This is a genomic window from Ensifer sp. EB106-05-01-XG146, assembly GCF_058791875.1.
On the sequence record NZ_JBYTDX010000002.1, the window covers coordinates 455,059 to 467,632 of the forward strand.

General features: G+C 62.9%; 11 protein-coding genes. 8 read left to right on the forward strand and 3 right to left on the reverse strand.

Features of this window, described 5'->3' with window-relative positions; genetic code table 11:
* Window positions 1-38 precede the first annotated feature (38 nt).
* On the reverse strand, window positions 39-713 hold the full coding sequence (locus AC3WVQ_RS22225) for a class I SAM-dependent methyltransferase (protein ID WP_090426417.1): 675 nt from the start codon (window positions 711-713) through the stop codon (window positions 39-41).
* 302 nt (window positions 714-1,015) lie between these two features.
* Here AC3WVQ_RS22225 and AC3WVQ_RS22230 point away from each other — a divergent pair, with 302 nt between their 5' ends.
* The 8 genes from AC3WVQ_RS22230 (at window position 1,016) to nadE (ending at window position 10,525) form a co-directional block, all read left to right on the forward strand.
* Window positions 1,016-3,706, forward strand: a complete 2,691-nt coding sequence (locus AC3WVQ_RS22230; RefSeq protein ID WP_034799202.1) for an ABC transporter transmembrane domain-containing protein — start codon at window positions 1,016-1,018, stop codon at window positions 3,704-3,706.
* A gap of 91 nt (window positions 3,707-3,797) precedes the next feature.
* Entirely contained in the window at window positions 3,798-4,262 is a 465-nt protein-coding gene (locus AC3WVQ_RS22235; RefSeq protein ID WP_034799203.1) for a cyclic nucleotide-binding domain-containing protein, read from the forward strand.
* 137 nt (window positions 4,263-4,399) lie between these two features.
* The gene (locus AC3WVQ_RS22240; protein ID WP_034799205.1) at window positions 4,400-5,161 is read left to right on the forward strand and encodes an FkbM family methyltransferase; all 762 of its coding nucleotides are present in this window, start codon (window positions 4,400-4,402) and stop codon (window positions 5,159-5,161) included.
* A 208-nt stretch (window positions 5,162-5,369) separates the two neighbouring features.
* On the forward strand, window positions 5,370-5,573 hold the full coding sequence (locus tag AC3WVQ_RS22245) for a hypothetical protein (RefSeq protein ID WP_034799207.1): 204 nt from the start codon (window positions 5,370-5,372) through the stop codon (window positions 5,571-5,573).
* 146 nt (window positions 5,574-5,719) lie between these two features.
* A complete protein-coding gene (gene asnB / locus AC3WVQ_RS22250) occupies window positions 5,720-7,657 on the forward strand; it encodes an asparagine synthase (glutamine-hydrolyzing) (RefSeq protein ID WP_412472565.1) in 1,938 nt (645 codons plus the stop codon).
* Window positions 7,658-7,680: 23 nt separating this feature from the next.
* Entirely contained in the window at window positions 7,681-7,947 is a 267-nt protein-coding gene (locus AC3WVQ_RS22255; protein ID WP_034799210.1) for an acyl carrier protein, read from the forward strand.
* A 20-nt stretch (window positions 7,948-7,967) separates the two neighbouring features.
* On the forward strand, window positions 7,968-9,518 hold the full coding sequence (locus tag AC3WVQ_RS22260) for a class I adenylate-forming enzyme family protein (protein ID WP_492382980.1): 1,551 nt from the start codon (window positions 7,968-7,970) through the stop codon (window positions 9,516-9,518).
* Complete coding sequence (nadE, locus tag AC3WVQ_RS22265) at window positions 9,515-10,525, forward strand: NAD(+) synthase (protein ID WP_192445306.1); 1,011 nt, start codon at window positions 9,515-9,517, stop codon at window positions 10,523-10,525. Before AC3WVQ_RS22260 ends, nadE begins: the two co-directional genes overlap by 4 nt.
* 25 nt (window positions 10,526-10,550) lie before the next feature.
* Here the strand turns inward: nadE and AC3WVQ_RS22270 are convergent, their stop codons facing one another.
* Both AC3WVQ_RS22270 and AC3WVQ_RS22275 read right to left on the reverse strand, forming a co-directional pair.
* Entirely contained in the window at window positions 10,551-11,663 is a 1,113-nt protein-coding gene (locus tag AC3WVQ_RS22270) for a hypothetical protein (protein ID WP_060521763.1), read from the reverse strand.
* The gene (locus AC3WVQ_RS22275) at window positions 11,660-12,325 is read right to left on the reverse strand and encodes a N5-glutamine methyltransferase family protein (RefSeq protein ID WP_082584671.1); all 666 of its coding nucleotides are present in this window, start codon (window positions 12,323-12,325) and stop codon (window positions 11,660-11,662) included. The genes AC3WVQ_RS22270 and AC3WVQ_RS22275 overlap by 4 nt, the downstream gene beginning before the upstream one ends.
* Between the last annotated feature and the right edge of the window lie 249 nt (window positions 12,326-12,574).

Below are 12,574 nucleotides of genomic sequence, written 5' to 3' on the forward strand. Positions count from 1 at the left end.
GGGTGCTGTCCCGGCAAACAAGTGCGATCTCGATCGGTTCAGACCGTGCCGATCAGCATGAAGCGGGTGTATTTTTTGGTCGGCAGCGCGCCGGCGAACTCCACGGTCGTCAGTGCCGCCTGCTTGGCGAATTCTTCGACCGAGGCCACGCAGTTGATATGCGTCGGCTCGCTGAAATAGTCGTTGGACTGGAGCAGCACCCGCGTACCGGCCGGAATGCGATCGAGCCATGCCTTGAGGTCTGCGATATGCTCGCAGCTCGTATTGATCACCACGTCTGCCGCGAGCGCCGCGTAGTCGATCGCATACATGTCCGCCGTCACGGCATGAAACTTGTCCGGAAAGGCCGCGTTCAGCGTCCGCGCCACCGCTTCGACGTCCGGATCGATGTCGAAGCTGTCGACTGCCGCCACATCGAAGCGCTGGTCTTCCAGCAGCATGGCGCCGAGAATGCCGTACCAGCCGCCGAGGATGGCGATCTTGCCGTAGGAGGGGCCGGCCACCTCAAAGAGCGTATCGCGCGCCCAGACCTTGCAGGCAACCTGCTTGTGGTTGAAGGCATTGGCGATGTGGGCGTCTGGATGTTTGGCGATCACCCGGCCGATCCCTTCGATCAGCGGACTGCGCGTATAGGCGGCGATGCCACGCGCGAGATCGAAGGCATGCTCGTACCAATCGTTGGTTTGGCAGGGGGGATGGCTGGTTTGTTTCATGCGGTCGTTGTAAGCTGCGCATCGAGCGAGTGCAATAACGGCGTGTGCTTTCGGGAGCGTCGACCTCTGCCGGTTGACTTCAAGGCCGCCTGTTGGAAACCGCGTCCATTGCAGATTTCCCTCGCACCTGCATAATCGATCAACCGGATTCGGCGCCGGGCGGAATATGCAGGCGTCGCTTCAGGAGCGTGCCTTAGGGTACCCGTCCGGAGGTGTCGCCGAAGAGTGATGCGTGCTGGGGACATATGGCAACCCGGCCCGCCAGCAGCAGTCGTGTTCAATAAGGTCCTATCGCCAGTAACATGGAACCACGCCTTTCCCGCTATATCTGGACCCACACGCGCAAGGACCAGCTTTGGATCCTGGTTGTCGTCGCGCTGTCGATGATCCCTTACTTCCTGTCGTTCGATCTGCCGAAGCAGATCGTCAACGGGCCGATCCAGGGCGATGGCTTCGACAGTCCGGAGGCCACTCAGGCCTTCCTGCCGATATCCTTCGACCTGCCGTATTTGGGCACGTTCAACGTCTTTGACGGCTTCCAGCTCGGCCGCGAAGGCATGCTGCTCGCCCTCAGCCTGGTGTTCCTGGCGCTGGTGGTGGTCAACGGCCTCTTCAAATTCTACATCAACACGTTCAAGGGCCGGCTCGGCGAGCGGCTCTTGCGCCGCATCCGTTTCGAACTCGTCGACCGGGTCCTGCGTTTTCCGCCCAGCCATTTCAAGCGGGTGAAGCCCGCCGAAATCGCGACGATGATCAAGGACGAGGTCGAGCCGCTCGGTGGTTTCACCGGTGATGCCTTCGTCTCGCCCGCCTTGCTCGGCGGCCAGGCGTTGACGGCGCTCGTGTTCATCCTGCTGCAGAGCTTCTGGCTCGGGCTGATCGCAACGCTGATCGTCGCGGTTCAGGCGGTCATCATTCCGCGCATGCGCAAGCGGCTTCTCGTGCTTGGGCGCGAGCGGCAGTTGACGGCGCGCGAGCTTTCCGGCCGCGTCAGCGAAATCGTCGACGGTATCGGCGCGATCCGTGGCCACGATACGTCGAACTACGAGCGCGCCGACATCGCGGCGCGGCTCGGCCGGATCTTCAAGATCCGCTACGACCTCTACCAGTGGAAATTCCTCGTCAAGTTCATCAACAACTTCCTCGCACAGGTCACGCCCTTCCTGTTTTACGCGATCGGCGGCTATTTCGCCCTGCAGGGTCGCCTCGACATCGGCCAGCTCGTCGCTGTCATCGGCGCCTACAAGGACCTGCCGGGTCCGCTGAAGGAACTGATCGACTGGGACCAGGCCCGTCAGGACGTCCAGGTGAAATATGCGCAGGTGGTCGAGCAGTTCAGCGTCGACACGCTGCTCGATCCCAAGGTCCAGGCGGTGGCAACCACCGCTGCCGTGCCGCTCGCAGGCCCGCTTGCCGCCGTCAATCTGACGGTGATCGACGATGGCGGCTCGACGCTGCTCGACCACGTGTCGCTGCAGGTCCAGCCCGGCGAGAAGGTGGCGCTGATGGGCGGTGGCGAAGTGCTCGCCGAGGCCTTCGGCCGGCTCGTCTGGCCGGCAAGCGGCAAGGTGCTCGTCGGGGGCCAAGACATCTTGGAGCTGCCGGAATCGGTGACCGGCCGACGGATCGCCTACGCCTCGTCCGACGTCTACGTCTTCCAGGGCAGCCTCGGTGACAACATCCTTTACGGGCTGAAGCATGCGCCGCTCACGGACGAGATCTATGAGGGCGAGCGTGCGACGCACCGCAAGTGGGAGGTGACCGAAGCCCGGCTGGCCGGAAACCCGTATCTCGACGTCAACAGCGACTGGATCGACTATGGATCCGCCGGGGCGAACGGACCGGACGATCTGCTCGTGCAGATCCGGCCGGTTCTCGACGCGGTGCTTTTGACCAACGATGTCATGGCGCTGGCCGTGCGCTCGACCATCGATCCCCACGAGCATGCGGAGTTCGCCGCCGGCATCGTCGAGATGCGCAGTGCGCTCCGGCAGCGTCTCGAAAAGGAAAAGCTCAGCGACCTCGTCGTGTTCTTCGAGCCCGGGACCTACAATGTCGAGGCGACGATCGGCGAAAACATGCTCTTCGGCACCATCACCGATCAGGTGATGTGGGCAGATGCGCTGGAGAACCATCCGTTCTTCAAGACGATCCTGCAGCGGGTCGGCCTGCGCGACACCTTTTATGAGATGGGCATCGAGATCGCCGAGAACGTCGTCGAACTGTTCCGCGACCTGCCGCCGGATCACCCGTTCTTCCAGCAGTTGACCTTCATGACCGCCGAGGAAATCCCGGTCTATGAGGCCATCCTCCAGAAGGTACGCACCAAGGGCAAGGGCGAGGTCTCCGAGGACGACCAGATCAAGGTGATCAGGCTGTGCTTCGATTACATCGAGCCGCGGCACCGTTTCGGTCTTTTGACCGACGAGGTCATGGCGAAGATCGTCGCCGCCCGGCGCGAGTTCGACGAAGGCCTGCCGGCCGATCTCGCCGGGATGATCGAGCACTACCGCCCGAACCGATTCATCGCGTCCGGCAGCATTATCGACAACGTGCTCTTTGGACGTATCGGTCACAAACACGCCGACGGCTCGGAGAAAATCCGCGCGATCGTCCGGGATCTCTTCGAGGCGGGCGGGCTCTACAACGAAGTGCTTGCTTTCGGCTTCGACTTCAATGTCGGCGCCGGCGGCAAGCGGCTGACGGCCGCGCAGCGGCAGAAGCTCGACCTTGCGCGCGCGCTGATCCGCAATTGCGATTACTACATCTTCAATCAACCGCTCCTGGCGCTCGACCAGCGCGTCCAGGAACAGGTCGTCCGCAACGTCTTTGCGATGCTCGATCAGGGCGGGCGTGATCCTGCGGTCATCTGGGTTCTCGCCAATCCGGCGTTGGCGGACCTCTTCGATCGCGTCGCCCGGTTCGAAAACGGGCGCCTGCTGCACGACGCCAATGTGGATGAACGACCTGACTACAAGGAAATGGCATCTTGATGTAATATTAATGTCAGGGCACGAGCATATGGTCCCGCCGCGATGCGGGAGGCAAGTTGCCCCCGACGGGAACTCGGAGACACGGATTGTGATGTTGCTCAAAGATGAAGTCGAAATGCTGCGCCGAATAACCCTGTTCTCGGGATTGCCGCCGGCAAAGCTGAAACTTCTGGCCTTCACGTCCGACAGGGTCATGTACAGCGCCGGCGAAGCGCTGTTCTATCAGGGTGACATCGGCGACGCGGCCTATGTCATTCTTTCCGGCAAGGCGGAGGTGCTCATCAATACGGCGGGTGGGCCTTTCAAGATCGCCGAAGTCGAGCAGAATTCGATCGTCGGCGAAATCGCCATTCTCTGCAACACGCCACGCACCGCGACGGTGCGCACCAGCACGCCGCTCGAGGCCCTGCGCATCCGCAAGGACGATTTCCTCAAGCTTCTGGCCGACTTCCCCGAGATGGCGGTGGAAATCATGCGCGTTCTCGCCGACCGCCTCGCGCAAACGACGGCGGAGCTCAGCGAGGCCCGCGGCTCGATGGAGCCGGTGGACGCCTGACGGCGGCACCTCCTTTGTACGGGCGAACCTTCCCGAAAATGCGGGCGGCGATGTGCCGGGGCAGCCATTCGCCTCGGTCATATGAGCCCTTCGCAAAATCCATTCCGCTTCGTCCGGATATGGGTTAGAGAAACGCCATGCGTTCGATCACCTATTTCCACAAGACCGTTCAGTTTCCCGACAAGCCGGAAAAGAAGCGCTTTTTCGCGCGGCTGCAGAACGGCGACTGGGAGCCTTGCACGTTCCAGAACATCGCGCGCCTGGTCGACGCCAAGACGACTTTCATCGACATCGGCGGCTGGATCGGCGTGACGCCCTATTGGGCGGCGCAGATTGCCGACAACGTCATCACGGTCGAGCCCGATCCTGTCTGTTTCGGCATCCTCAAGGAAATGCAGCCGGAGAATTGCGGCGAAGTGCGGGTCATCAATGCCGCGCTATCGGAGGATGACGTTCTCGTGCTGCATTCCGTCGGTGGCGGTTTCGGAAGCTCCGAAACATCGGCCCTGATCGCCGACGACGACGGCGAGGCGATCCGTGCGCGCACCGTGACGATCGCAGCCCTTCAGGACATGGCGCGGACCGAAAGGCTCTGTTTCAAGATCGACATCGAAGGTTACGAGTATCGCGCGCTGGACCAGTTCCGCACGATCGATCGGATGCGGACGGCCGGCGTGCTGCTGGCAGTTCATCCGCAGATCCTGTTTGCGTCGCTGACGGGCTCCAGGCTGTCGCGCGTCCTTCGCACCATGACCGCCACTATCGGATTGATCCGTAGTCTGAAGGGCTTCCGCCTCGACAATCCCTCGGCAATCTGGACGGCGCTACGCAAATCGATCGCGCGCCGGGAGTTTCGCGGTTTCGACCTGCTGTTCGTGGCGCGCGAGGGTAGCCGCTAAGGAGCCTTTGGCGGCTCAAGTCCTTTCATGCATGAGGACAAGGACGGTAATGTCCGGGCATCCGCCGAGAACCGAAACGATCCTCGGTTCGGTTAACCATGCCCCCGCTTAAAGTTAACTCTTCGTTTCAAAATGTTACTTCCGGTGGTATAGGTTCGCTGCTGCTATTTCCTGGTTTTGGTTGTGGCGCGTCGCGGAGGGCGGTTGCATGTCCTGGTTATACGTTGCCGGTGTCGCCTATGGCCTGACGGCGTTTTTTCTCGTGGGGATGACCTACCTTGAAGGATTGCAGGCGCATGCACCTTGGAACATGTACCGCGTGGCCGGGCTTCTGGTCTGCGTTTTCTGGCCGATTCTGTTTCTGTATCTGATGCTCAGGATGGCATCGAAAAGACGAATTCCGGAGCGCTGACGGCAAGGGCCAGCGGCGCTTATCCTCAACGCGGCGCCTGAACGGCGGTATTTACCATACAACTAGAAAATGCCGGAGATTAACCCATGATTCCGTCATGCGGTTTATGGTCCGGCAGTGATCGAACGGTGTGAAAGTATCTCGGCATGTGCGGTTACGGTGGCTATTTCGGGTCGGTCCCGGATGCGGAAATCCTTCTCAAAAGGATGGCCTCTGCGATCGCGCATCGTGGCCCGGACGAAAACGGCGTTCTTGCCGCACCGGAGGCCGGGCTCGCCCATGTACGGCTGTCGATCGTCGGTCTCGGCGACGGCCAGCAGCCGATGTCCGACGAAACCGGCGACCTTTCGATCGCCTTCAACGGCGAGATCTTCAACTACGTCGAATTGCGCGAGGAACTGCGCGCCAAGGGGCGGCGGTTCCGCACCGCGAGCGACACCGAGGTCATCCTGCATCTCTACGCCGTGATGGGTGAGGACTGCCTGTCCGTCCTCAACGGCGATTTCTCCTTCGCGATCTGGGATAGACGCCGTCAGCGCATGGTGTTGGCGCGCGACCGCATGGGCGTGCGCCCGTTGTTTTACACGACCCATGCCGGGACATTCTATTTCGCCTCCGAAATCAAGGCGCTGCTCCAGGTTCCCGGCATTTCCGCCGAACTCGATCCCGTTGCGCTCGACCAGATTTTTACCCTTTGGGCGCCGATCGCGCCGCGGACCGGCTTTCGTGGCATTCACGAGCTCGAGCCGGCTCACCTGATGATCGTCGAGAAGGGCAAGACGTCGATCCGCCCCTATTGGCAACTCGACTATCCGGACCACGACGCGCCGCCGCTGTTTGCCGATGAGCGCAGCGCGGCCGAGGAACTACGCGCCCTTCTTACCGATGCGACCCGGATCCGCATGCGGGCCGACGTGACCGTCGGATCCTATCTCTCGGGCGGGCTCGACAGCTCCATCGTCTCGGCGCTTGCGGCCGGAATGGCGCCGCAGGGTCTGCGCACGTTTTCCGTGACGTTTGATAGCGTCGAACACGACGAGAGCGCCTTCCAGATGGAAATGGCGAAGGCGCTCGGCACGCATCATAGCGCGGTCGCCTGTCGTGCCGGCGACATCGCGAAGGTCTTTCCGCAGGTCGTCCGTTTCGCCGAACGTCCGATTATCCGCACGGCACCCGCCCCGCTTTACCAGCTCTCGGGTCTCGTGCGCGAGCAGGGATTGAAGGTCGTGCTGACGGGCGAGGGCGCCGACGAGGTCTTCGCCGGATACGATATCTTCAAGGAGGCGCGGGTGCGCCGCTTCTGCGGCCGCCAGCCCGGTTCGCGAATCCGGCCGCACCTGTTCCGCAAGCTCTACCCCTATCTGCCGGGCCTGCAGCAGCAATCGGCGGAATATCTCGCCGCTTTCTTCGGCGCCGGCGACGTGCCGCTCAACGACCCGCTGTTCTCGCACCGCCCGCGGTTCAAAAGCACGGCCGCGACCAAGATTTTCTTTTCTCCCGACCTGCGCGCCACGCTGAAGGACTACGACGCGGCCGAAGATCTGGCGAGCCGGCTTCCTGCTGCCTTCGGTCGCTGGCATCCGCTGCACCAGGCGCAGTATCTCGAAAGCCGTTTCCTTCTGCCCGGGTACATTCTCTCCAGCCAGGGCGACCGCATGGCCATGGCGCACGGGATCGAAGGACGCTTCCCGTTCCTGGACCACCGCCTCGTCGAGTTCGCGACGCGTCTGCCGCCGGAAATGAAACTGAAGGGGCTGGTGGAAAAACACATCCTGCGCGAAGCGACGAAGGACCTGCTTCCGCCGACCATCGGTCAGCGCACCAAGCAGCCCTACCGCGCGCCCGACAGCCATTCCTTCACCGGCGCCGGCGAACTGGAATACGTTCGCGATGCCATGAGCGAGACACGCATCGGTGACAGCGGTCTGTTCAATGCCAAGGCCGTGAGCAAGCTCTACGAAAAATGCCAGTCGCAACCGACCACCGGCTTTAGGGACAATGCCGCCTTCGTCGGCATCCTGTCGACGCAGCTCTGGCTGCAGACCTTTACCGGCACCAGCATCCGCGCCGCTGAAGCGGCCTGAAACCCATTGGGAAAGGAAATGAAATGACGGAAACCATCAAGGACAAGGTCAGGGCCTTTGTCATCGAGAACTTCCTGTTTGGCGATACCTCGTACGATCTCGCCGACGGCGCCTCTCTGATCGAGAACGATATCATCGACTCGACCGGCGTTCTCGAACTCGTCGCCTTCATCGAAGACCAGTTCGGCATCGCCATGGCCGACGCCGACATCGTGCCGGCGAACCTCGATTCGCTCGCGCGCATCTCGGCCTTCATCGAGGCAAAGGCCGGAGTGCCGGCCACGGCCTAACCAAGACCCGAGGGCGTTCCATGCGGTTCGAGCAGTTTCTCATCGGCAATGCGGCAAGGCATGCGGCCAAGACGGCGCTGGTCACAGATCGCAAGCGCCTCAGCTACGGCGAGTTCGACGATCTGTCGAGCCGGCTGGCGGCCGCGCTGGCAAAGGCAGGCGTCAAGCGCAACGACCGCGTCCTCGTGTTCATGGACAATTGCTGGGAGGCGGCCGTCTCGATCTTTGCGATCCTGAAGGCCGGCGCGACCTTCAGTCCGATCAACGCATCGACCAAGGCGGACAAGCTCGCCTACATCATCGACGACTGCGAGGCGGCTGCGATCCTGACGCAGGCCAAGTTGATGCCGGTGGTGGCTGACGCCCGGGCGCAGAGCAGCGGCAAGGCGGATATTTTCGTCGCATCGACCGCGGCGCCCAATGGCCAGTCGCCCGCCGGCGCGGTGCCCTTCGAGGGCTGCCTGTCGGCGGAGGCGACGCCGGTGCCGCATGGCGGCATTGACGTCGACCTGGCGATGCTCATCTACACGTCGGGCTCGACCGGCCGCCCGAAGGGCGTGATGATGACCCACCGCAACATCGATGCAGCGTCGGAATCGATCACCACCTATCTGCGCAACGAGCACGACGATATCATCCTCAACGTGCTGCCGCTCGCCTTCGACTATGGGCTCTACCAGTTGCTGATGGCGATCAGGCTAGGGGCGACGCTGGTGCTCGAAAAGTCCTTCGCGTTCCCGCATGCGATCTTCGAGCGTATTCGCGAGGAGGGCGTCACCGGCTTCCCGCTGGTGCCGACGATGGCGGCGATGATCCTGCAGATGCGCGACCTTGAGCCGGGTTTCCTGCCGAGTCTGCGCTACCTCTCCAACACCGCCGCCGCCCTGCCGCCGCCGCATATCGCCCGCCTGCGCGAGCTTTTCCCGGGCGCACGGCTCTATTCGATGTACGGGCTTACGGAGTGCAAGCGCTGCACCTACCTGCCGCCGGAGGAACTGGATCGCCGGCCGGGCTCCGTCGGCATTGCCATCCCCAACACGGAAGCCTTCGTCGTCAACGACGAGGGCAGCCGCGTGCCGCCGGGCGTTCCTGGCGAACTCGTCATCCGCGGGCCGCATGTAATGCAGGGCTACTGGCGCAACGACGTGGCGACCGAGCGCATGCTGCGGCCCGGGCCGAACCCTTGGGAGAAGGTGCTCTATACGGGCGACCTTTTCCAGACGGACGAAGAGGGCTTTCTCTATTTCGTCGGCCGCAAGGACGATATCATCAAGACCCGCGGCGAGAAGGTCGCGCCCAAGGAAGTCGAGACCGTGCTCCATGCCCATCCCGGCATTGCCGAGGCCGTCGTCATCGGCATGCCGGATCCGGTTCTCGGCCACGCGATCGCTGCCCTTGTGGTGCGCACGGATCCTAACTTGACCGACAAGGACATCATCCGCCACTGCACCCGCCACCTCGAAGATTTCATGGTGCCGAAGATCATCGAATTCCGCACCGAACTGCCGAAGACGGATACCGGCAAGGTCAGCCGCCGACTTGCCACCGAGACGATGGAGCCTGCACAATGAACATCAGAACAACCGGGGGCAATGGCCCGTTTTCGGCCGAAGCCCTGACGATCGACTACGCGGCCGAGACCGATCGCATCGTTTCCGCCTTGCGCGGACAGTTGCGCTCCATGAAGAAGCGCGGTCTGGTGCTCGGGCTTTCGGGCGGCATCGACTCCAGCGTTTCCGTGGCGCTTGCGGTGCGCGCGGTCGGCGCCAAGAACGTCTTCTGCCTGTTCATGCCGGAAAACGACTCCGATCCGGAAAGCCTGCGCTTCGGCCGGCTGGTCGCTGAAACCTTCGGCGTCGCGGCGATCGTCGAAGACATCGGGCCGACCCTCAAGGCCATGGGCTGCTACGAGCGCCGCGACGCCTTCATCCGGGAACTGGTTCCGGACTATGGCGACGGGTGGGCCTCGAAGGTCGTCATCGCCAACGCGCTTGAGGGAGAAGGCTACAACATCTCCTCGCTGGTCGTTCAGAGCCCGGAAGGCGTGCAATCGAAACATCGCATGCCGCCCTCGGTCTATCTCGGCGTCGTTGCGGCCACCAACATGAAGCAGCGAACTCGCAAGCAGGTCGAGTACTACCATGCCGACCGGTTGAACTTTGCCGTACTCGGCACGCCCAACCGGCTGGAATACGACCAGGGCTTCTTCGTCAAGAACGGCGACGGCGCCGCCGACGTAAAGCCGATCGCCCATCTCTATAAGTCGCAGGTCTATGCGCTTGCCGCCCATCTCGGCGTTCCCGCGGAAGTTTGCCGTCGCCCGCCGACGACCGACACCTATTCTCTGGAACAGACGCAGGAGGAGTTCTATTTCTCCCTGCCTTACGACCGCATGGACCTCTGCCTTTATGGCCTCAATCACGGGATCGAGATCGAGGCCGTCGCCAAGGCGGCCGGCTTGACCGTGGTCCAGGTCGAAAGGGTCTGGGCGGATATCGCCGCCAAGCGCAAGGCGACGCGCTACCTGCATCTCGGGCCGCAACTGGTGCAGCCCGTGGAGGAAATTGCCGGCTATTGAGGCCTGGCCGCACCGCCGGCCATCGTCAATCGAAGCTGCCGCCGATCAGCCGGCTCCAGTATTCGCCGGAAATGCCGTTGAAGAAGCCCTGTCCGTCGCGGCAGGCTTCGACGATGGTCTGGTCGCGCGAATGCACAACGGTCGAGGCGACGTGCACGAAGGCGATGCGTCGGCCGAGCATGGCTTCCATCAGCGCCGGTTGTGTGCGCCCGCGCAAACCCGCAAGGCCACGTCTCGACGCCTCGTCGACCAGGCAGTCAATGACCGGCCCGGCCTGCCCTGGCCGCGCCAGGATCTGCAGTACCCGACCGATTTCACCGGCTTTGACGTAGTAGGCGAATGCACCGACCACGGCGCCCGTGCGCGCCGTCACCAGCGCGTAGGCGAGTTCGCCCTGCTCGGGCTTCTTTTCGGCATCGGCAAGGACGTGATCGAGCTGGCCGTCACTCCATTCGGGGCGAAGCGGAAACGGCGCGGTGAACTGGTCGACGACGGCCGCAAAGCCGCTGCGGTCCGTCTCGGTCGCGGTGAAGCCGGCCGGTGCCGCCCCCGCCTCGGGCAGGGCGGACCAGCGCTGCTCGCCCTGGCCCATGCGCTTGCGATAGAACCTGTCGAGTGCGCGCGCGAAGGGGGCGGCGAGCCGGGCGGGCTTGATGCGGTTCGAGGCGACGCTCAGGCTGAAGGTCGCCGGACGGATGACGCGCACCCAGTCGAGGCTGTATTGCGGCAGGACCACGCCGCGAAGCCGCGTCCACATCTGCACAGAGACTTCGCTTGCTGTCTCACTGAAGGATAGATCCTGCGGACCGGCGAGGAAGGCCTTCATGAGGCGCGCTCCGGCCAAGGGGTCGCTTTCCCGGTCTTCCGCCATCAGCGATCCGCAGATCGCGGCGCGCAAGTGCCGGCCGTTCAGTGTCATCGGCAGCGCATTGACGCCGACGAAGCCGGTAATCCGACCCTCGTCGTTCACATGCACGAGAGGTCTGATTTCCGGATCGCAGCCTGGCCCGTGGAGATAGAGTTGCCGCATATAGTCGGCAAGTGCTGGCGAAGCGGTCCGCTCGTCACGGAACACCCGCTGGAACATTCCGGCGACCGCTGGAACGTCCGCGTGGTCTAGCGAACGGATTTCGCTCATCGGGCCTGCACTCCGGCGCCGGCCTCTACCGGGCCGGCGATTTTCTGAACGATGGCGACGCGCGGCTTGCCGTCACGGTCGGATGCGAAGGTGACCGGTGCATAGGCTTTCGCCCGTGAGAGAAGTGCAGCCGCCTGCCGCTCCTGGCCCTCGCCGAACTCGAACAACAGCCAGCCTCCTGGTTTCAGGAAGGCAAGCGCGTCCCGGATCAGGCGCTGGTGTATGGAAATGCCGTAGGGGCCTCCGTCGAAGGCCTCGCGCGGCTCGTTGTCGAGCAGATGCGCGCGGTCCCCCTCTAGCCGGCCGGTCGAGATATAGGGTGGATTGCAGACCACCATGTCGATCTTGCCCTGGAGATCGTCGCCTTCGAGCGCCGCAAAAAGATCGCCCTGCCGGACAAAGACGCGCGAGCCGAGGCCGAGCCGATCGACGTTACGTCGGGCAAGCGCCACGGTGCTGTCCGTCAGGTCAGCGCCCCAGACACGCGCCGACGGGATCTCGCTGGCGATACCAACGGCGAGGTTGCCGGAACCGCAGCACATGTCGATGATGGTGACGTCGAGGGGCCCGCCTTCAAGGATCGATACGGCTCTTTTTCCAAGAAGCTCTGTTTCTTCCCGTGGAACCAGGACGTCGGGCGCAAGTTCCAGTTCGACACCCATGAAGCGGTGCAGTGTTGCGGCCTGGTCTTCGGTCGGTCGGTCGGTCTGATTGCTGTCGTTTTGCGCCACGGCCACTCCTCATGTCGCTGGAAAACTCTGTAGACGTGCGGACCGCAGCCTAGTGCAATTGAGTAAACGGAAGCTGAAATACAATTGCCGCGAGCACGTTAACCGCGCAATCATTTCTGCCTGTTACCGTGCGCGTGATCAGAGGCGGGTGCTCGCTGTCATTGAACGCGTCTTGCGCGT

Coding starts and splice junctions, on each gene's coding strand:
- AC3WVQ_RS22270 (WP_060521763.1), bottom strand. CDS start 11,663: ATGAGCGAAATCCGTTCGCTAGACCACGCGGACGTTCCAGCGGTCGCC.
- AC3WVQ_RS22260 (WP_492382980.1), top strand. CDS start 7,968: ATGCGGTTCGAGCAGTTTCTCATCGGCAATGCGGCAAGGCATGCGGCC.
- AC3WVQ_RS22235 (WP_034799203.1), top strand. CDS start 3,798: ATGTTGCTCAAAGATGAAGTCGAAATGCTGCGCCGAATAACCCTGTTC.
- AC3WVQ_RS22245 (WP_034799207.1), top strand. CDS start 5,370: ATGTCCTGGTTATACGTTGCCGGTGTCGCCTATGGCCTGACGGCGTTT.
- nadE (WP_192445306.1), top strand. CDS start 9,515: ATGAACATCAGAACAACCGGGGGCAATGGCCCGTTTTCGGCCGAAGCC.
- AC3WVQ_RS22240 (WP_034799205.1), top strand. CDS start 4,400: ATGCGTTCGATCACCTATTTCCACAAGACCGTTCAGTTTCCCGACAAG.
- AC3WVQ_RS22225 (WP_090426417.1), bottom strand. CDS start 713: ATGAAACAAACCAGCCATCCCCCCTGCCAAACCAACGATTGGTACGAG.
- AC3WVQ_RS22230 (WP_034799202.1), top strand. CDS start 1,016: ATGGAACCACGCCTTTCCCGCTATATCTGGACCCACACGCGCAAGGAC.
- asnB (WP_412472565.1), top strand. CDS start 5,720: ATGTGCGGTTACGGTGGCTATTTCGGGTCGGTCCCGGATGCGGAAATC.
- AC3WVQ_RS22255 (WP_034799210.1), top strand. CDS start 7,681: ATGACGGAAACCATCAAGGACAAGGTCAGGGCCTTTGTCATCGAGAAC.
- AC3WVQ_RS22275 (WP_082584671.1), bottom strand. CDS start 12,325: ATGGGTGTCGAACTGGAACTTGCGCCCGACGTCCTGGTTCCACGGGAA.